Origin of the sequence: Agrococcus sediminis, from assembly GCF_007923295.1 — a bacterium.
GTDB lineage: Bacteria > Actinomycetota > Actinomycetes > Actinomycetales > Microbacteriaceae > Agrococcus > Agrococcus sediminis.
The window spans coordinates 63,527-81,140 of sequence record NZ_VOIR01000016.1 but is presented as its reverse complement, the minus strand read 5'-3'; the positions used below and the strand labels follow the sequence as shown (position 1 = coordinate 81,140).

General features: G+C 74.1%; 17 protein-coding genes and 2 tRNA genes. 12 read left to right on the top strand and 7 right to left on the bottom strand.

What is annotated here, in order from left to right:
• Nucleotides 1-10 precede the first annotated feature (10 nt).
• Nucleotides 11-2,551, bottom strand: coding sequence for an aminopeptidase N (pepN, locus tag FQ330_RS11000; protein WP_146357535.1), 2,541 nt, complete (start codon nt 2,549-2,551; stop codon nt 11-13).
• Nucleotides 2,552-2,639: 88 nt separating this feature from the next.
• Here pepN and FQ330_RS10995 point away from each other — a divergent pair, with 88 nt between their 5' ends.
• Genes FQ330_RS10995 through FQ330_RS10985 form a run of 3 tightly spaced genes read left to right on the top strand, consistent with a single transcriptional unit; the run spans nt 2,640 to nt 4,761 of the window.
• On the top strand, nt 2,640-3,272 hold the full coding sequence (locus tag FQ330_RS10995) for a mycothiol-dependent nitroreductase Rv2466c family protein (protein WP_146357533.1): 633 nt from the start codon (nt 2,640-2,642) through the stop codon (nt 3,270-3,272).
• A complete protein-coding gene (locus FQ330_RS10990) occupies nt 3,272-3,757 on the top strand; it encodes a ribose-5-phosphate isomerase (protein WP_146357531.1) in 486 nt (161 codons plus the stop codon). Before FQ330_RS10995 ends, FQ330_RS10990 begins: the two co-directional genes overlap by 1 nt.
• Complete coding sequence (locus FQ330_RS10985; RefSeq protein WP_146357529.1) at nt 3,757-4,761, top strand: Fpg/Nei family DNA glycosylase; 1,005 nt, start codon at nt 3,757-3,759, stop codon at nt 4,759-4,761. The genes FQ330_RS10990 and FQ330_RS10985 overlap by 1 nt, the downstream gene beginning before the upstream one ends.
• 4 nt (nt 4,762-4,765) lie before the next feature.
• Here the strand turns inward: FQ330_RS10985 and FQ330_RS10980 are convergent, their stop codons facing one another.
• Both FQ330_RS10980 and FQ330_RS10975 read right to left on the bottom strand, forming a co-directional pair.
• Nucleotides 4,766-5,422 (bottom strand): hypothetical protein, encoded by a 657-nt coding sequence (locus tag FQ330_RS10980; RefSeq protein ID WP_128188492.1) that lies wholly within the window; start codon nt 5,420-5,422, stop codon nt 4,766-4,768.
• Nucleotides 5,423-5,523: 101 nt separating this feature from the next.
• A tRNA-Gly gene (locus tag FQ330_RS10975) sits at nt 5,524-5,594 on the bottom strand.
• Nucleotides 5,595-5,673: 79 nt separating this feature from the next.
• On the opposite strand from FQ330_RS10975, the gene FQ330_RS10970 reads away from it, so the two are divergent.
• The 3 genes from FQ330_RS10970 (at nt 5,674) to FQ330_RS10960 (ending at nt 8,207) form a co-directional block, all read left to right on the top strand.
• On the top strand, nt 5,674-7,086 hold the full coding sequence (locus FQ330_RS10970; protein ID WP_146357527.1) for a GH1 family beta-glucosidase: 1,413 nt from the start codon (nt 5,674-5,676) through the stop codon (nt 7,084-7,086).
• 124 nt (nt 7,087-7,210) lie between these two features.
• Nucleotides 7,211-7,285: transfer RNA gene (locus FQ330_RS10965), tRNA-Pro, on the top strand.
• A 76-nt stretch (nt 7,286-7,361) separates the two neighbouring features.
• On the top strand, nt 7,362-8,207 hold the full coding sequence (locus FQ330_RS10960; protein WP_192575930.1) for a sugar nucleotide-binding protein: 846 nt from the start codon (nt 7,362-7,364) through the stop codon (nt 8,205-8,207).
• 31 nt (nt 8,208-8,238) lie between these two features.
• Here FQ330_RS10960 and FQ330_RS10955 read toward each other — a convergent pair whose 3' ends face one another.
• Nucleotides 8,239-9,531, bottom strand: coding sequence for an FAD-dependent oxidoreductase (locus FQ330_RS10955; protein WP_146357523.1), 1,293 nt, complete (start codon nt 9,529-9,531; stop codon nt 8,239-8,241).
• Nucleotides 9,532-9,630: 99 nt separating this feature from the next.
• On the opposite strand from FQ330_RS10955, the gene FQ330_RS10950 reads away from it, so the two are divergent.
• The 3 genes from FQ330_RS10950 (at nt 9,631) to FQ330_RS10940 (ending at nt 12,181) form a co-directional block, all read left to right on the top strand.
• Nucleotides 9,631-9,984 carry an ArsR/SmtB family transcription factor gene (locus FQ330_RS10950; protein ID WP_128190679.1) on the top strand — a complete coding sequence of 118 codons (354 nt, stop codon included), beginning with the start codon at nt 9,631-9,633 and terminating at the stop codon, nt 9,982-9,984.
• Between the two features lie 13 nt (nt 9,985-9,997).
• Nucleotides 9,998-11,200, top strand: coding sequence for an MFS transporter (locus FQ330_RS10945; protein ID WP_146357521.1), 1,203 nt, complete (start codon nt 9,998-10,000; stop codon nt 11,198-11,200).
• Between the two features lie 174 nt (nt 11,201-11,374).
• Nucleotides 11,375-12,181 carry an isocitrate lyase/PEP mutase family protein gene (locus FQ330_RS10940; protein ID WP_225792825.1) on the top strand — a complete coding sequence of 269 codons (807 nt, stop codon included), beginning with the start codon at nt 11,375-11,377 and terminating at the stop codon, nt 12,179-12,181.
• Between the two features lie 6 nt (nt 12,182-12,187).
• On the opposite strand, the gene FQ330_RS10935 is transcribed toward FQ330_RS10940, so the two are convergent.
• From FQ330_RS10935 to sigK, 3 genes are read right to left on the bottom strand one after another with little or no spacing between them, the layout of a single operon-like run.
• The gene (locus FQ330_RS10935) at nt 12,188-13,108 is read right to left on the bottom strand and encodes a DMT family transporter (RefSeq protein WP_225792824.1); all 921 of its coding nucleotides are present in this window, start codon (nt 13,106-13,108) and stop codon (nt 12,188-12,190) included.
• Nucleotides 13,109-13,166: 58 nt separating this feature from the next.
• Entirely contained in the window at nt 13,167-13,985 is an 819-nt protein-coding gene (locus FQ330_RS10930) for an anti-sigma factor (RefSeq protein ID WP_146357519.1), read from the bottom strand.
• Complete coding sequence (gene sigK, locus FQ330_RS10925) at nt 13,982-14,530, bottom strand: ECF RNA polymerase sigma factor SigK (protein WP_246990816.1); 549 nt, start codon at nt 14,528-14,530, stop codon at nt 13,982-13,984. The genes FQ330_RS10930 and sigK overlap by 4 nt, the downstream gene beginning before the upstream one ends.
• Before the next feature lie 253 nt (nt 14,531-14,783).
• Here sigK and tig point away from each other — a divergent pair, with 253 nt between their 5' ends.
• From tig to FQ330_RS10910, 3 genes are all read left to right on the top strand, one after another.
• Nucleotides 14,784-16,136 carry a trigger factor gene (gene tig, locus FQ330_RS10920; protein WP_146357515.1) on the top strand — a complete coding sequence of 451 codons (1,353 nt, stop codon included), beginning with the start codon at nt 14,784-14,786 and terminating at the stop codon, nt 16,134-16,136.
• Between the two features lie 122 nt (nt 16,137-16,258).
• Nucleotides 16,259-16,894 carry an ATP-dependent Clp protease proteolytic subunit gene (locus tag FQ330_RS10915; protein ID WP_128190251.1) on the top strand — a complete coding sequence of 212 codons (636 nt, stop codon included), beginning with the start codon at nt 16,259-16,261 and terminating at the stop codon, nt 16,892-16,894.
• Complete coding sequence (locus FQ330_RS10910) at nt 16,894-17,559, top strand: ATP-dependent Clp protease proteolytic subunit (protein WP_146357513.1); 666 nt, start codon at nt 16,894-16,896, stop codon at nt 17,557-17,559. Before FQ330_RS10915 ends, FQ330_RS10910 begins: the two co-directional genes overlap by 1 nt.
• The last annotated feature ends 55 nt before the right edge of the window (nt 17,560-17,614 follow it).

The window sequence follows — 17,614 nt, the reverse complement described above, 5'->3', positions numbered from 1 at the left end:
GGCCCTCCGGTCACGCGTCCCGCTGCTGCGCCTTGAGCGCCCGCTCGACGCCGGCGAGGTGCTCGACCACGATGCGGCGCAGCGCCGGCACGGCCGACTCGTTGTCGGCGAGCCACGCGCGGGTCGCCTCCGCGAGCCGCTCGTCGGCGAGCACCGCCGGGTAGAGGCCGACGAGCAGGCCCTCGGCCACCTGGTAGGTGCGGGAGTCCCAGATCGGCTGGATGGCGGCGTGGTACCGGGCGACGAGCGGCTCGAGCGACGATGCGTCGTTCACGTGCTGCAGGCCGAGGCCGGTGTAGCGCACGATCATGTTCGACGCGCCCGCCTCGTCGGCGACCGACGCGAACGCGGCCTCCTTGCCCTCGGCCGTGGGGACGGTCGCGCGAGCCCGGGCGGCGAACTGCCGGCCGGTCGCGGTGTCGTCGCTCGCGAGCTCCGCGGCGATCTCCTCCTCGCCGGCGGCGCCGTTCAGCACCAGGCCGTCGAGCAGCTGCCACCGCAGGTCGGCGTCGATCGCGAGGCCCTCGAGCGTGCGCGTGCCGTCGAGGAGGCCCCGCAGCGCCGCGGCGTGCGCGTCGGTCGAGGCGAGACCGGCGAAGGCGCCGACGAACTGGAACTGCGCGTCCGAGCCGGGCTGAGCCTGCTCGGCGAGCTGCCACAGCGCGTCGCCGACGCGCTCGATGGTCGCCGCGCGGCGCTCGGGGTGCACGTAGGTGCGGGCGGCCTGCGCCAGCTGCGCGAGGGCGAGGCGGATGATCGTCGACTCGGTCTCGGCGCCGATGTTCGCGAGCACGAGGTCGACGTAGTCGCTCGCCGGGGTCTCGGCGTCGCGGGTCGCGTCCCAGGCCGCGCCCCACACGAGCGCCCGGGCGAGGGGCTCCTCGATGTCGCGCAGGTGCTCGATCGCGGTGGCCATCGACTCGTCGTCGAGGCGGATCTTCGCGTAGGCGAGGTCGTCGTCGTTCAGCAGGATGAGCGCGGGCCGCAGGTGGCCGGCCAGCTGCGGCACGTCGGTCGACTCGCCGTCGATGTCGAGCTCGACGCGGTGGGTGCGGCGCAGCACCTCCTCCTCGAGCTCGTAGAAGCCGACGGCGATGCGGTGCGGGCGGAGCGTCGGCCACTCGGCCGGCGCCGTCTGCTCGATCGCGAACGACGAGATGATGCCGTCGGCGGTGAGCTCCATCTTCGGGCGCAGCGTGTTGACGCCGGCCGTCTCGAGCCACTTGCGGCTCCAGTCGCCGAGGTCGCGGCCGCTCGCGGCCTCGAGCTCCGAGAGCAGGTCGGTGAGCTCGGTGCTGCCCCACGCGTGCTTGCGGAAGTAGGCGCCGACGCCCTGCATGAACGACTCGAGGCCCACCCAGGCGACGAGCTGCTTGAGCACCGAGCCGCCCTTGGCGTAGGTGATGCCGTCGAAGTTGACCTGCACGTCCTCGAGGTCGCGGATCTCGGCGACGATCGGGTGCGTCGAGGGCAGCTGGTCCTGGCGGTACGCCCAGGTCTTCTCCATGGCCTGGAACGTCGTCCACGCGCCCGTCCACTCGGTCGCCTCGGCGGTGGCGAGGGTCGACGCCCACTCGGCGAACGACTCGTTGAGCCACAGGTCGTTCCACCAGCGCATCGTGACGAGGTCGCCGAACCACATGTGGGCCAGCTCGTGCAGCACCGTGACGACGCGGCGCTCGCGGATGGCGTCGGTCACCTGCGCGCGGAACACGTACGACTCCGTGAACGTCACGCATCCGGCGTTCTCCATCGCGCCCGCGTTGAACTCGGGCACGAAGAGCTGGTCGTACTTCTCGAACGGGTAGGGGACGCCGAACTGGTCCTCGAAGAACGCGAAGCCCTTGCGGGTGATGTCGAACAGGTAGTCGGCGTCCATGTGCTCGGCGAGCGAAGCGCGGCAGAAGATGCCGAGCGGGATGGTGCGGCCGTCGCTCGAGGTGAGCTCGGAGCGGGTGACCGTGTAGGGGCCCGCGACGAGCGCGGTGATGTAGCTCGAGATGCGCGGCGTCGGCTCGAAGGCCCAGGTGCCGGTGTCGCCCTCGACGACCGGCTCGGGCGTGGGCTGGTTCGACACGACCTGCCACGCGGCGGGCGCCGTGACGGTGAAGCGGAACTCGGCCTTGAGGTCGGGCTGCTCGAACACCGCGAACACGCGGCGCGAGTCGGGCACCTCGAACTGGGAGTAGAGGTAGGCCTCGCCGTCGACCGGGTCGACGAAGCGGTGCAGGCCCTCGCCGGTGTTGACGTACATCGCGTCGGAGACGACGGTCAGCTCGTTCTCGGCCTGGAGGCCCTCGAGCTGGATGCGCACGCCGTCGTTCACGGCGGCGACGTCGAGCTCGGCGCCGTTCAGCGTGACCGAGTGCACCTGCTTGGAGATGTGGTCGATGAACGTGGATGCGCCGTCCTGGGCGCGGAAGCGCACCGTCGTCGTCGAGCGGAACACCTCGTCCCCGGTCGTCAGGTCGAGCGCGACGTCGTAGCCGTCGACCTCGACGAGCGCTGCGCGCTCCTGGGCTTCGGTGCGGGTGAGGTTCTCTCCGGGCACGCGGGACTCCTTCGGCAGTGTGTGCTGGTGCGCTCCAGCGTAGTGGCGCGGCGACGGGCGCCCGCCGTGCCCTCGGTAGCATCGAGCCATGACGATCGAGGCCCCCGCAGACCAGCCGCAGCGCGTGCGCATGTGGTTCGACCCGACCTGCCCGTGGGCGTGGATGACCAGCCGCTGGCTGGGCGAGGTCGCCGACGTGCGCGGCCTCGACGTGGACTGGCAGGTGATGAGCCTCGCGGTGCTCAACGAGGGCCGCGACCTGCCCGAGTCGTACGCCGCGCGCATGCCGCGCTCGATGCGCCTCACGCGCCTCGTCACCGCCGCGCGCGCCGCGGGCGGCGACGCCGTCGTGAAGCCCCTGTACGACGCGCTCGGCACGCGGATCCACCCCGACGGCCGCAACGACGACGACGCGATCATCGCCGAGGCGCTCGCCGAGGTGGGGCTCGACGCCGCGCTCGCGAGCGAGACGGATGCGCACGACGAGGCGCTGCGCGACAGCCACGGCCGCGCCATCGAGCTCGTCGGCGACGACGTCGGCACGCCCGTGATCGCCGTCGACGACGTCGCGTTCTTCGGCCCCGTCGTCAGCCCCGCGCCTACCGGCGAGGAGGCGCTCCGCATGTTCGACGGCATCGTCGCCGCCGCATCCGTCGACGGCTTCTTCGAGCTCAAGCGCTCGCGCACCCGCGGGCCGGTCTTCGGCGCAGAGGAGGCGTGATGCGCGTCCACATCGCCACCGACCACGCCGGCTTCGAGATCTCGAAGCGGCTCGTCGCCCACCTCGAGGCCGCCGGCCACGAGGCGGTCGACCACGGCCCGGTCGACTACGACGCCGAGGACGACTACCCGTCGTTCTGCATCAACGCGGCGCGCGCGGTCGTGCGCGACCAGCGCGACGGCGTCGAGGCGCTCGGCGTCGTCTTCGGCGGCTCGGGCAACGGCGAGCAGATGGCGGCGAACAAGGTCGAGGGCGTGCGCGCGGCGCTCGCCTGGAGCCTCGCGACCGCGCGGCTCGCGCGCGAGCACAACGACGCGAACGTCGTGGCCGTCGGCGCGCGCCAGCACACCGAGGAGGAGATGCTCGAGATCATCGACGCCTTCCTCGCCACGCCCTTCTCGGGCGCCGAGCGGCACGCGCGCCGCATCGCGCAGCTCGGGGAGTACGAGACCACGGGCGGCATCGCGGGCCACGAGATCCGCTGATGCCGGAGGGGCACTCCGTCCATCGCATCGCCCGGCAGTTCGGCGCGAACTTCGTCGGGCGCACCGCCCGGGTGACGAGCCCGCAGGGGCGGTTCGAGGTGGGCGCTGCCGAGCTCGACGGGCTCGAGATCACCTCCTCCGAGGCGATCGGCAAGCACCTGCTGCTCGGCTTCGGCGGCACCGCTGCCCAGCCCGCGCACGTGCTGCACGTGCACCTCGGCATCTACGGCGCGTGGGACTTCGCCGGCGCCATCAGCGTCGACCCGACGATCCTCGCCGCGGTCGGGCGGATGGGCCAGACCGGCATGCGCGGCATCCCCGTGCGCGCCGGCGTCGACGGCGAGCACGAGGACTCGATCGCGTCGATCGGCGCGCCGCGCCTCGCGCGGCTGCGGGCGGGGGAGCAGGAGACGGCGACGGAGGCCGTGGACTTCCCGCCGGAGCCCGTCGGGCAGGTGCGCGTGCGCATCCTCACCGACACCGCCGTCGCCGACCTGCGGGGGCCGACCGTCTGCGAGGTGCTCGAGCCGGCCGAGGTCGCCGCGCTCGCCGAGCGGCTCGGGCCCGACCCCGAGGCGCCGACCGAGTCGCGCCGCAAGGCCGAGGACCGCTTCGTCGCGCGCGCGTCGCGCTCCAACCAGCCCATCGGGCAGCTGCTCATGGACCAGTCGGTCGTCGCCGGGATCGGCAACGTCTACCGGGCCGAGCTGCTCTTCCGCGCGCGCATCGACCCGCACCGGCCGGGCAGCGCCGTCACCGACGACGAGCTGCGCGCGCTCTGGCGCGACTGGGTGAAGCTGCTGCGCATCGGCGTCGAGACGGGCCAGATGCTCACGATCGACGGCCTGCGCGGCGCGCGGCGGGCCGCGGCGCTCGCGAACCGTGCCGACCGCCACTGGGTCTACAAGCGCGAGGGGCTGCCGTGCCGCCGCTGCGGCACGAGCATCGCGCTCGAGACGATGCAGGGGCGCAAGCTGTACTGGTGCCCCGGCTGCCAGCTGTGAGGGCTCAGCCGAAGCGGTAGACGGTGCCCGGCTCGAGCGTGCCGCGGTCGTTCGTCGTGAACACCCAGCTGCCGGTCGTCGCCGCGTCGTCGCGCACGGCGACGATCACCTGCACCGACTCGCGGTCGCCGGGCGCGAAGTCCCACACGTAGCCGAGGTCGTTCGGGGCGGCTGCTGTCGAGGCGGAGTTCTGATCCGACAGCGGTGCGCCGTCCGGCTGGTAGCCGATCGTCATGTCGTGCATGGGGTGCGTCGTGATGACGCCGACGTTCTCGATCTCGAGCTCGAGCACCACGAAGCGCTCGTTCGCCCGCGGGGTCGAGCCCGTCTGCAGCGCGAGCGAGTCGGCCGGGTCGATCGACCGCAGCGCCGTCACCTCCCACGTGGAGCCGCGCTCGGTGTGGATGACGACCGTCTCGCCGTAGGCGAAGTCGCCCGGCGCCGTCGTGGGCACGGGCGGCTCGGTGGGCCCGTTGGTCGTCGGCGGCGGAGCGAGGTCGGTGAAGGCCGGGGATGCCGTGGTCGGGATCGCGGGATCGTCCGGCGTCTCCGGCGGCAGGGCCACGCACGCGGCGAGCGTCAGCGCGGCGGCGGCGACCATCGCGGCGCCGAGCCGGGGCGAGCCTTGGCGGCGGGGGCGGGTCCGCAGTCGCGCATGCACACCGGCACGCTACCGGCAGCGGCTGTGCTGCGCCTCGCGCGCCGGCCGATGTGGTCTCGACTCGGCGGCTGCGCGGCCGGCTCGACCGGCGGAGATGAGGGAGCGGGCGACGGGAATCGAACCCGCGTAATCAGTTTGGAAGACTGAGGCTCTACCATTGAGCTACGCCCGCGCGCCCCGAGCCGCGTGCCTCGGGACTGCACGAATCTACCGCATCGGCGCCCGCGCATCCGCCCCGATACGCTTCTCGGGTGCAGCGCAGCATCCCAGCAGACCTCATCCTCGGCGGCGCGACCGCCGCCTACCAGATCGAGGGCGCCGCGGCCGAGGACGGCCGCCGCCCGGGCATCTGGGACGCCTTCGCCCGCGTGCCCGGCGCCGTGATCGACGGCCACACCGGCGACGTCGCGTGCGACCACTACCACCGCATGCCCGACGACGTCGCGCTCATGCGCGAGCTGGGCCTGCAGACGTACCGCTTCTCGACGAGCTGGGCGCGCGTCTGCCCCGACGGCGGCGCGCCGAACGCGAAGGGCCTCGACTTCTACTCGCGGCTCGTCGACGAGCTGCTGGGCGCCGACATCCTCCCGTGGCTGACGCTCTACCACTGGGATCTCCCGCAGGCGCTCGAGGAGGCCGGCGGCTGGCCCGCGCGCGACACCGCGAGCCGCTTCGTCGACTACGCGCTCGCCGTGCACGAGCGGCTCGGCGACCGCGTGCAGAACTGGACGACGCTCAACGAGCCCTGGTGCTCGTCGTTCCTCTCCTACACGGCCGGCGCGCACGCCCCCGGCCGGCAGAGCGTCGCCGACGGCCTCGCCGCCGGCCACCACCTGCTGCTCGCGCACGGCATGGCGGTGCAGGCGCTCCGCGAGGCCGGCGCCGAGCGGCTCGGCATCACCCTGAACCTCACCGTGGCCGACCCGGTCGACCCTGACAGCGCATCCGACCGCGACGCCGCGCGCCGCATCGACGAGCAGTTCAACCGCTTCTTCATCGATCCGATCCTGCGCGGCAGCTACCCCGAGACGCTGCTCGCCGACGTCGGCCACCTCGGCCTCGACGCCGTGGTGCAGGAGGGCGACCTCGCGATCATCGGCTCGCCGATCGACGTGCTGGGCGTGAACTACTACCACGGCGACGCGTGCTCGTTCGAGCCTCCCGCCGAGCCGCTGCTGCAGGACGCGCCGACCGACCGCCCCGTCGGCAGCCCGTACCCGGCCGCCGACGGCGTGCACATGCACCCGCGCGGCCTGCCCACGACGACCATGGGCTGGGAGGTGCAGCCCGAGGGGCTCACGCGGCTGCTGCGGCGCGTGCACGAGGAGTACGCGGGGCCGAAGGGCGTCGAGATCTGGGTGACCGAGAACGGCGCCGCCTACGACGATGAGGTGGTGACGGATGCGGCGACCGGCGAGGCGCGGATCCACGACGCCGAGCGGGTCGAGTTCCTGCGCGCGCACGTGGGCGCGATCCTCGACGCGATCGACGCGGGCGTGCCGGTCAAGGGCTACATGTACTGGTCGCTGCTCGACAACTACGAGTGGGCGTGGGGCTACCACAAGCGCTTCGGCATCGTGCGGGTCGACTACGACACGCAGGAGCGCACGGTGAAGGACTCGGGGCTCGAGCTCGCGCGGATGATCCGCGAGCGGACGCTGTAGCGGCGCGGCGCGGCCCGGGAACGGGACCCCGTTCGGTGCAAGGGGTCCCAGTTCCACCGCCGCTCGCGTGCGGCGGCGTTGGCGTGCGCCGATAGACTTCCCCGTCGTACGGGAGCGATCCCGACGGGGCGTAGCTCAGCTTGGCTAGAGCGCCCGCTTTGGGGGCGGGAGGTCGCAGGTTCGAATCCTGTCGCCCCGACGTGCGTGCCGGGATGGGGAGTCGGGCCGGGGGCAGCGACGCGCCGACCCGCGGGTTCGCATCCTGTCACCCCGACATGGGTTCGGAGACGGCGGCGCAACGCACGCTGCTCGTCGGATGCGGGCAGGTCGGCACCCGTCTCGGCCTGCGCCTCGCCGCGGGCGGCGGCGAGGCCGTCGCGCTCCGCCGCCGCACCGAGGCGCTGCCCGCAGCGCTGTCGCCGCTCGCCGTCGACCTCGGCGAGCCGGTGCCTCGCGGGCTGCTGCCGGAGGTCGACGCGATGGTCGTGACGCTGCCGCCCGGCCCCGACGACGACGCGTACGTGCGCTCGCTGCAGCACCTCGCCGACGCGCTGCCGGAGCCGCCGAGCCGCGTGGTGCTCGTCTCCTCGACGCGCGTGCTCGAGGGCCTCGCCGGCGCGGAGGTGCGCACGGAGGCGGATGCGCCGGCGCCGGTCTCGGCGCGCGCCAGGACGCTGCTCGAAGGCGAGCGCGTCGCCCGCGAGCGGCTCGGCGCGCTCGTGGTGCGTCCCGCGGGCATCTACGGCCCCGGCCGGGAGCGGCTCGTGCGCACGGTGCTCGAGCGCACGCCCGTGCAGCACGCGCAGCGCACCAATCGCATCCACGAGACCGACCTCGTGCGCGCCCTCGAGGCGATGCTGATGGCCGCCGACCCGCCGCATCTGCTGCACGCGGTCGACCGGCGCCCGGCGCCGCTCGGCGAGGTGGTCGGCTGGATCGCCGCGCGGCTGGGCGTCGAGCCGCCGCCGCGCATCCTGCCGGAGGTCGCCGGCGGCACGGTGCTCGCCGGCGACCGGCTGCTGGCGCTCCTCGGCGACCTGCGGTTCCCCTCCTTCGAGGAGGGCTACGGCGCGATGCTCGACGCCCGCGCGGGCGGCGCTCCGCCGACCGGCCGGGCCTGATCGCCGGGCCAGCGCCCGGCGAACGGCCCCCTCAGACGGCGACGGCCTCGGCCCGCTCGGCCTGCGCCGGCGCCGGAGCGGCGCAGCAGGTGCCGCCGAAGTCGCCCGCTCCGCCGCACACGCCGGTCTCGGGCAGCACGAGCTCGTTGCGGGCGGCCGCCTCGTGGTCGCCGGCCAGGTGCGCGACGACGCTGCGCACCTGCTCGTAGCCCGTGAGCGCGAGGAACGTCGGCGCGCGGCCGTAGCTCTTCGCGCCGATGACGAACAGGCCGGGCTCGGGCTGGGCGAGTTCGGCGACGCCGGTCGCGGCGACCGTGCCGCACGAGTGGACGTTGGGGTCGATCTCGGCGGCGAGGCCCGCGACCGCGTCGAGCGACGGGTCGACCGCGACGCGCACCTCCGACAGGATCGAGAGGTCGGGGCGGAAGCCCGTGAGCGCGAAGAGCCGCACGACCGGGCCCACCTCGCGGCCGTCGTCGCCGACGAGCACGATCCCGTCGCCCGCTCGGCGCACCTCGTCGAGGCGGAAGCCGGTCACGACCTCGACGAGGCCCTGCTCGATCGCCTTCCTCGCTCGCGAGCCGAGCGCGGCCCGCTGGGGGAGCGCATCCGCCTCCCCGCCGCCGAGCGCACCCTCGGCCGATGCGCGCCGCAGCAGCCACGTCACCCGCGTGCCGGGGCTGCGCTCGGCGAGCTCGGCGAGCCGCAGCACGGCGTGCGTCGCGGAGTGGCCGGCGCCGACGACGGCGACGTGCGCGCCTGCCAGCTCGGCGACCTCGGCGGGGATGCGGTAGTCGATGCGGTCGGCGGCGGCGCGCTCGCCGAGCGCGGGGGTGCCGTCGGCGCCGGCGGGCGCGGGCGTGCGCCACGTGCCGGATGCGTCGAGCACGGCCTGGGCGAGCAGGCGCCGCTCGACGCCGTCGCGGTCGACGGTGCGCACGACGAACGGCTGCTCGGCGCGCCCGGCGTCGACCACCTTGTCGCGCCCTCGGCGGCTGATCGAGACGACCTCCTGGCCGTAGCGCACGCGGTCGCCGAGCGCCGCGGCGAGCGGCTGCAGGTAGTCGCGCACCCAGGCGGAGCCCTTGGGGTAGCCGCGCGTCGGGATGGGCGTGCCCGAGGCCTCGAGCAGGCGGCGGCTCGCCGAGTCGACCAGCTCGTCCCACGCGGAGAAGAGCCGCACGTGGCTCCACTCCGACACGGAGGCGCCTGCCGCGTCGCCGCGCTCGAGCACGAGCGGCTCGAAGCCGCGCTCGAGCAGGTGCGCGGCGGCGGCGAGGCCCTGCGGGCCGGCGCCGACGACGATGACGGGAAGGTCGTGCATGGCTGTCTCCTCATCGGGACTGGTCGTATCGAAGGTGATCGATGCGTTGATCGTGCACGACGTATCGATGTTTGTCAATCTGTGTGGCAGACTGCCCGCATGACCATCACCGACGCACCGATTGACGCCCCCGCGGCCGACGGCTGCTGCGCGCCCGAGGCCGACGCCGGCATGCCGCGCGACGAGGCCGAGCGCCTCGCGAAGGTCGGGAAGGCGCTCGGCGACCCGACGCGCGTGCGGCTGCTGTCGCTCATCGCGGCAGGCGCGCGCGGCGAGGCGTGCGTCTGCGACCTCACGGCGCCTGTGGGGCTCTCGCAGGGCACCGTGTCGCACCACATGCGCGTGCTCGCGGAGGCCGGGCTCGTCGAGCGCGAGCAGCGCGGCAAGTGGGCGTACTACTCGGTCGTGCGCGGCACGCTCGAGCAGACCGCCGCCGTGCTGCGCGGCCTCTGACGCGGGGCCTCGGGTGAGCGGCCGCGCCGTCGCCGCGCGCCGCTCGCCCGGGCCCGTCGCCCGGCTGGCGGCGCTCTCGGTCGGCCAGGTCGTCAGCTGGGGCATCCTCTACTACGGGCTCATCGTCGCGGCGCCCGCTGTCGCGGCGGACACCGGCTGGGGACTGCCCGTCGTGATGCTCTGCTTCTCGGCCGGCCTCGTCGCATCCGCCGCCGCCGGCATCGTCGTCGGCCGCTGGCTCGACGATCGCGGCCCGCGGCTCGTCATGACGCTCGGCAGCCTGGTCGGCGCCAGCGGGCTCGCGATGGCCGCGGCCGCGACCACCGTGCCCGGGTTCGCCGCGGCCTGGGTGGTCGTCGGCCTCGGCCAGTCGGCGGTGCTCTACCAGGCGGCGTTCACGCTGCTCACGCGGCGCCACGGCGACGCGCAGGGCGGCGGCGCGCGCCGCCGGGCGATGACGGTCGTCACCCTCGCCGGCGGGCTCGCCTCGACCGCGTTCGCCCCCCTCACCGCCGCGCTGCTCGGCGTGCTCGACTGGCGCACGACGCTGCTCGTGCTCGCGGTCGTGCTCGTCGCGTTCACGACCCCGCTGCACTGGTGGTCGCTCGAGCGCTCCTGGCCCGCCCGCGAGGCGAGCGGCGAGCACGCGCCGCCGCCGTCGGTCGCCGCGGTGCTGCGCACCCGCCGGTTCTGGATGCTCGAGGTCGCCATGATCGCGGTGGCCGCGGCCCTGTACATGGTGACGCTCGCCGCCATCCCGCTGCTCACCGAGAAGGGGCTCACGTACGAGCTCGCCGCGTGGGGCCTCGGCCTGCTGGGCGCCGGCCAGGTGGCCGGGCGGCTGCTCTACGTGGCGCTGCCGCGCGCCGCGTCGCCGTGGGTGCCGCTCGCGACGACGGCTGGGCTCGCCGCGATCGTGCTGGCGCTGCTGTCGCTCGTGCCCGGCCCGCCGTGGCTGCTCATCGCGATCGGTGTCGCCGCGGGCGCCGTGCGCGGCGCGCAGACGCTCGTGCAGGGCTCCGCGGTGGTGGAGCGCTGGGGGCCGCGCGGCTACGGCGCGCTGAACGGCGCGTTCGCGGCGCCGATCACCGCCGTCACCGCGCTCGGCCCGGCGCTCGGCCCGCTGCTGGCCGTCGCGACCGGCTCCTACGCGGCGATGGGGCTGCTGGCCGCCGGCCTCGCGCTCGTCGCGCTCGCGCTCGCGCGCTGGTCCTGAGCGAGCCACGGGCGACGGCATCGGCATGGTCGTCCTCTCGCCGTTCGCGCAGGGGCTCCTCGCCGAGCTGCCTCCTCGGCGTGCCCGAGCGGTCCGGCACGGAGCCCCTTGCGGGAGCGGGCGCACGGGCATAGCGTCGCGCTGCAGGCCGAGGGCGATCGTCGAGGAGGCTCCGTGGCCGATCCGCGAGTCGTCGAGCTCCACCGCCTGCACGCCGCCGGCTGCTTCGTCATGCCGAACCCGTGGGACCTCGGCAGCGCCCGCATCCTCGAGCGGCTCGGCTTCCCCGCGCTCGCGACCACGAGCGCCGGCGCGGCGTGGGCGCTCGGCATGCAGGACGCCCGCCTCGCGCTCGACGAGTCCCTCGCGCATCTGAGCGCCGTCGCGGCAGCGGTCGCGGTGCCCGTGAGCGCCGACTTCCAGGGCGGCTACGCCGTCGAGCCCGACGCCGTGGCCGGCACCGTGGCGGTCGCGGTCGAGACCGGCGTCGCGGGGCTCTCCATCGAGGACGCCACCGGCGACGCCGGCTCACCCCTGTACGAGCGCGCGCTCGCCGTCGAGCGAGTCCGCGCCGCGCGGGAGGCGATCGACCGCAGCGGCACCCGCGTGCTCCTGACCGCGCGCTCCGAGGGCTACGTCGTCGGGCATCCGGACCTCGACGACACGGTCGACCGGCTCGTCGCGTACGCCCAGGCGGGCGCGGACTGCCTCTACGCGCCGCGGATCTCGACGCGCGCCGAGATCTCGGCGATCGTGGAGGCGGTGGCGCCGAAGCCCGTCAACCTGCTGGTCAACGCGCCCTGGATCACGGTCGCGGAGGCCGCCGCGCTCGGCGTGCGCCGCATCAGCGTCGGCGGCACGCTCGCGCGGGCGGCGTGGGGCGGATGGCTCGGGGCCGCCCGGGAGATCGCCGAGCAGGGCACCTTCGGGGGCTTCCGCGACCTGCCCGACGTCGAGGCGCTGCTCGCCGACGAGGGCTGAGCGCGGTCAGGCGGCGGAGGCCCGCCGCTGCGCGGTCAGCACGATCGCCACGCCCACCGCGGCGACCACGAGCCCGGCGATGCCGAGCGGCGCGATCGGCACGCCGAAGAAGAGCCACACCCAGAGCATCGTCGTCGGCGGCGTGAGGTAGAGCATGGTGCTGACGAACGTGGCGCCGTGCGAGCGCGTGACGGTGACGTACAGCACGTAGCCGCCGAGGCTCGCGAGCACCACGAGCCAGAGGACCGCGCCCCACACGGCGAGGCTCGTCGGCGGCGCGGCGTGGCCGCGCACGAGCGCGACGAGCATGAACGCGGCGCCCGCGACCACCGACTGCATGGTGATCGTCTGCAGCAGGTCGTCGTGCATGTGCCAGCGGCGCTGCAGCACGGTGCCCGTGGCGAGGCACAGCACGCCGACGAGCGGCAGCGCGTGCGCCCACAGCGGCGCGCCGGAGCCGCCGATCTGCCCCGAGACGACGAGCGCGACGCCCGCGAGCCCCACGACCATGCCGAACCACATCCACCCGTTCGCGCGCTCGCCGAGGAAGCGGCCGGCGACGGTGGCGACGAGCATCGGCTGCAGCGCGGCGATGAGCGCGGCGGTGCCGCCGTCGACGCCGAAGCGCACGCCCTCGAAGATCATCAGCAGGTAGCCGGCCTGGCTCAGCAGCGCGATCGCGCCCTGCCGCAGCCAGCTGCGGGCACCCGGCCAGCGGCGGCGCAGCACGAGCATCGTCGCCACGAGGATCCCCGCGAGCACGACGAAGCGCCACGCGAGCACCGTGATCGGCTCGCCGTCGGCGCGAGCAGCGAGCTCGGCGCCCACGAAGCCCGAGCTCCAGGTGATGACGAGGGCGATCGACGCGACGACGATGGCCGTCCGGCCCAGGCGGCCGCGCGAGGACGCGCTCGAGAGGTCTGACACCGCTCGATCATCCCAGCCCGGCCGCGCGCATCCGCCGCCGACACGGGCGGCGGATGCGTCAGGTCTCGACGACGAGGATCGGATCGGTGGTGGGCGCCTCGGAGCCGCCGGCCGGCTCGACCGTGACGCCGACGACGGCGCCGGCCGAGAGCTCGCCCTCGAGCACGATCGCGGTGGAGTCGCCCTCGGCGTCGAAGACGCCCGCGTCGTGCGGGCCCGCGGCGTCGATGTACCAGGCCTGATAGGTGCGGCCCTCGGGCGCGGCGCCCAGGCCCTCGAAGAGGATCGCCGACTGGCCCTGCTCGGCCGACCAGATCACCGTCGCGACGGTGCCGTCGGCGAGCTCGACCTCGCTGCGCTGCGCGTCGGACGCGCTCACGACGGCGCCGAGCGCCTCCTGCCGCGGGTCGGCGCCGAGCTGCGTGCCGATGGCAATGCCGACGACGAGCAGCGCGGCGCTCGCGGCGACCGCGCCGAGCACGCGCATCGGCTGCCAGCGCGCGCGGGCGCGCCGCTCGGCCGGTCCGAGCCGGCGGCCGGTGCCGCCTGCCGGGGCGGATGCGCCGAGGCCGGATCCGGATGCGTCGGTGCCGGTCGCGTCGGAGCGCGCGGCGAGCGGGGCTGCGGCGCGAGGCGCGTCGTCCGTCGCGGGCAGCTGCGGCTCGCGCGCGATGGCGTCGAGCACGCTCGCGCGGAGGCTCGGCGGGGGAGCGGCCTGGTCGCCGCCGAGCAGCGTGGCGGTGTCGGCGAGCGCCGCGGCCTCGGCACGCGCCTCGGGCGAGGCCTCTGCCTCGAAGCGCGCGCGCTCCTCGGGCGTCAGCGCGTCGAGCGCGTATGCCGCGGCCAGGTCGTCGACGGACCGGCGGTCGTCGCTCATGTCGTCACCCCCAGGATGCCGCGCAGGCGTGTGAGCCCGTCGCGCATCCGCGTCTTCACCGTGCCGAGCGGCGCCCCCAGGCGCTCGGCGATCTCGGTCTGCGTGAGCCCGTCGAAGTAGGCGAGCTCGATCGCCTCGCGCTGGGCGTCGCTCAGCTGCCCGAGCGCGCTGCGCGCCCTGGCGGCGTCGAGCGAGACCTCGGCCTGCTCGGCGACGACGTCGACCGGCACCGCGGTGTCGCGGATCCCGATGCGCGCGTCGCGGTCGCGCTGCGCCTGCGAGGAGCGCACGCGGTCGACCGCGCGCGCGTGCGCGATCTGCAGCAGCCAGCTGATGGCGGCGCCGCGGCTCGGGTCGAAGCGCTTCGCCTGCCGCCACGCCTCGAGGAAGACCTCCTGCGCGACCTCCTCGGCCTGCGCGCGGTCGACCAGGATGCGCAGCACGAGGCCGAACACGCGCGGAGCGGTCGCGTCGTAGAGCGCGGCGAACGCGCGCTGGTCGCCGTCGGCGGCGCGCACGAGGCACTCCTCGACGTCGATCTCCACAGGTCCCCTCTCCACGTGCACGCGGCGCACGTGCGCGCGCGCCACCGGCCTGAGTATTGCAGGCCGAGGCGCGAGGGCGAGGGAGGTCATGCCGGTGGTTCGCAGCCGCGGCCCGGACGGATTGGGGATGCGGGCGCACGGGCCGGTAGACTCGGGCGGTGGTCCGCCCTCTCGCGGCGGATCTGGCGCGCCAGCGCGGCCCAGGGCCCGCGCCGCACAGGCCCGACCACCATCAACCTCAGGAGACCCCCTCGTGAAGACCACGGTCGAGAAGATCGAGAACACGCGCACGAAGCTCACCATCGCCGTCGAGCCCCAGGAGCTGCGTCCCGCGATCGACCAGGCGTACAAGACCGTCGCCGAGCAGATCAGCGTGCCCGGCTTCCGCAAGGGCAAGGTGCCTGCGGCGATCATCGACCAGCGCGTCGGCCGCGAGGAGATCCTCAACCAGGCCGTGTCGCAGTCGATCGACGAGTTCTACCGCCAGGGCGTCGCCGAGGCCGGCATCCGCCCGCTCGGCCGCCCGCAGGCCGACGTGACCGCGTGGCCCGAGGTGAAGGACTTCTCGGGCGACCTCGTGCTCGAGATCGAGGTCGACGTCCGCCCCGACTTCGACCTCCCCGAGGTCGAGGGCCGCACGATCACCGTCGACGCCATCGAGGTCGGCGACGACGCCGTCCAGCAGGAGCTCGACGAGCTGCGCGCCCGCTTCGGCACGCTCGTGACCGTCGACCGCCCGGCCGCGAAGGGCGACTTCGTCACGCTCGACCTCACCGCCTCGATCGACGGCGAGCCCGTCGACACCGCGAGCGGCATCTCCTACGAGGTCGGCTCGGGCGAGCTCATCGACGGCATCGACGAGGCCGTCGAGTCGCTCACCGCGGGCGAGGAGACGACCTTCACGTCGACCCTGGTCGGCGGCGACCACGCCGGCAAGGACGCCGAGGTGAGCGTCACCGTGCAGGCCGTCAAGGAGCGCGAGCTGCCCGAGGCCGACGACGACTTCGCCCAGATGGCGAGCCAGTTCGACACCATCGACGAGCTGAAGGCCGACCTGCGCGAGCAGGCGGGCCGCTCGAGCCGCCTCGGCCAGGCCGAGCAGGCGCGCCAGCGCCTGCAGGACGAGCTCATCGAGGCCGTCGAGATCGAGGTCCCGTCGCAGGTCGTCGAGGACGAGGTGGCCCGCCACCTCGAGGCCGAGAACCGCTCCGAGGACGCCGAGCACGGCGAGGAGGTGCGCCAGGAGACGCAGAAGCTGCTCAAGCAGCAGATGCTCTTCGACCGCTTCGCCGAGGAGGAGGACCTGCAGGTCACGCAGCAGGAGCTCACGCAGATCATCGTGCAGCAGGCGGCGCAGTACGGCATGGCTCCGCAGGAGCTCGTCCAGGCGCTCGAGGCCAACGGCCAGCTGCCGGTGCTGCTCGGCGACATCCTCCGCGGCAAGACCCTCTCGACCCTGCTCGGCCGCGTCACCGTCGTCGACGACAAGGGCGAGACGGTCGACCTGTCGGACTTCCTGCCGAAGGCGGAGGCCGACGAGGACGACATCGAGGGCGCCATCCGCGAGGCGGAGGCGAACCTCGCGAAGCAGCACGCCGAGGACTGATCCACAGCGAAGGGGCCGGGCGGAAGCCCGGCCCTTCCGCATGCCTCCGCCTGCGGCGAACACGGCCGAGCGCGCCGCGCCGCTCGCCTAGGGTTGGAGCGAACCGAGAGAAGGAGTCACCTGTGGCTGAACCCGTCTTCGCGCCTTCGGTCTTCGACCGACTGCTGCGCGATCGCATCATCTGGCTCGGCGAGGAGGTGCGCGACGAGAACGCGAACGAGATCTGCGCCAAGATCCTGCTGCTCGCCGCGGAGGACCAGAACAAGGACATCTACCTCTACATCAACTCGCCCGGCGGCTCGATCACGGCCGGCATGGCGATCTACGACACCATGCAGTTCGTGCCGAACGACATCGTCACCGTCGGCATCGGCATGGCCGCGTCGATGGGCCAGCTGCTGCTGACCGCCGGCACCGCCGGCAAGCGCTACATCACGCCCAACGCGCGCGTGCTGCTGCACCAGCCCCACGGCGGCTTCGGCGGCACCTCGAGCGACATCCAGACGCAGGCGCAGCTCATCCTCGACATGAAGAAGCGGCTCGCCGAGATCACGGCCGAGCGCACCGGCAAGAGCGTCGAGCAGATCAACGCCGACGGCGACCGCGACCGCTGGTTCACGGCGCAGCAGGCGCTCGAGTACGGCTTCGTCGACCACGTGCGCGAGTCGGCGGCCGACGTCACCGGCGGCGGCGGCACCGACCAGGAGGACGGCCACTCCGCCCTCGACGACAGCACCGGCCAGGAGGGTGGCAACTGATGGAGACTCCCACGTTCCAGGCGGGCGGCAGCGCCCTCCAGATGCCCGGCTCGCGCTACATCCTGCCGAGCTTCGAGGAGCGCACGGCCTACGGCTTCAAGCGCCAGGACCCGTACGCGAAGCTCTTCGAGGACCGCATCATCTTCCTCGGCGTGCAGGTCGACGACGCGTCGGCCGACGACATCATGGCGCAGCTGCTCGTGCTCGAGTCCCAGGACCCGGATCGCGACATCGTCATGTACATCAACTCGCCCGGCGGCTCGTTCACGGCCATGACGGCGATCTACGACACGATGCAGTACATCCGGCCCGCGGTGCAGACCGTGTGCCTCGGCCAGGCGGCATCGGCCGCGGCCGTGCTGCTCGCCGCGGGCGAGCCCGGCAAGCGCCTCGCGCTGCCGAACGCCCGCATCCTCATCCACCAGCCGGCGACGTCCGACGCCGGCCGCGGCCAGGCATCCGACATAGAGATCCAGGCGCGCGAGGTGCTGCGCATGCGCGGCTGGCTCGAGGAGACGCTGTCGAAGCACTCCAAGAAGGAGGTCGAGCAGGTGTCGAAGGACATCGAGCGCGACACCTTCCTCTCGGCCGAGGAGGCGCTCGAGTACGGCCTCATCGACCAGGTGCTCACGAGCCGCAAGACGGCGCCGCAGCTGCTCGGCTGAGCAGCAGCGAGCGAGACGAAGGCCCGGCACCCCTCGAGGTGCCGGGCCTTCGCCG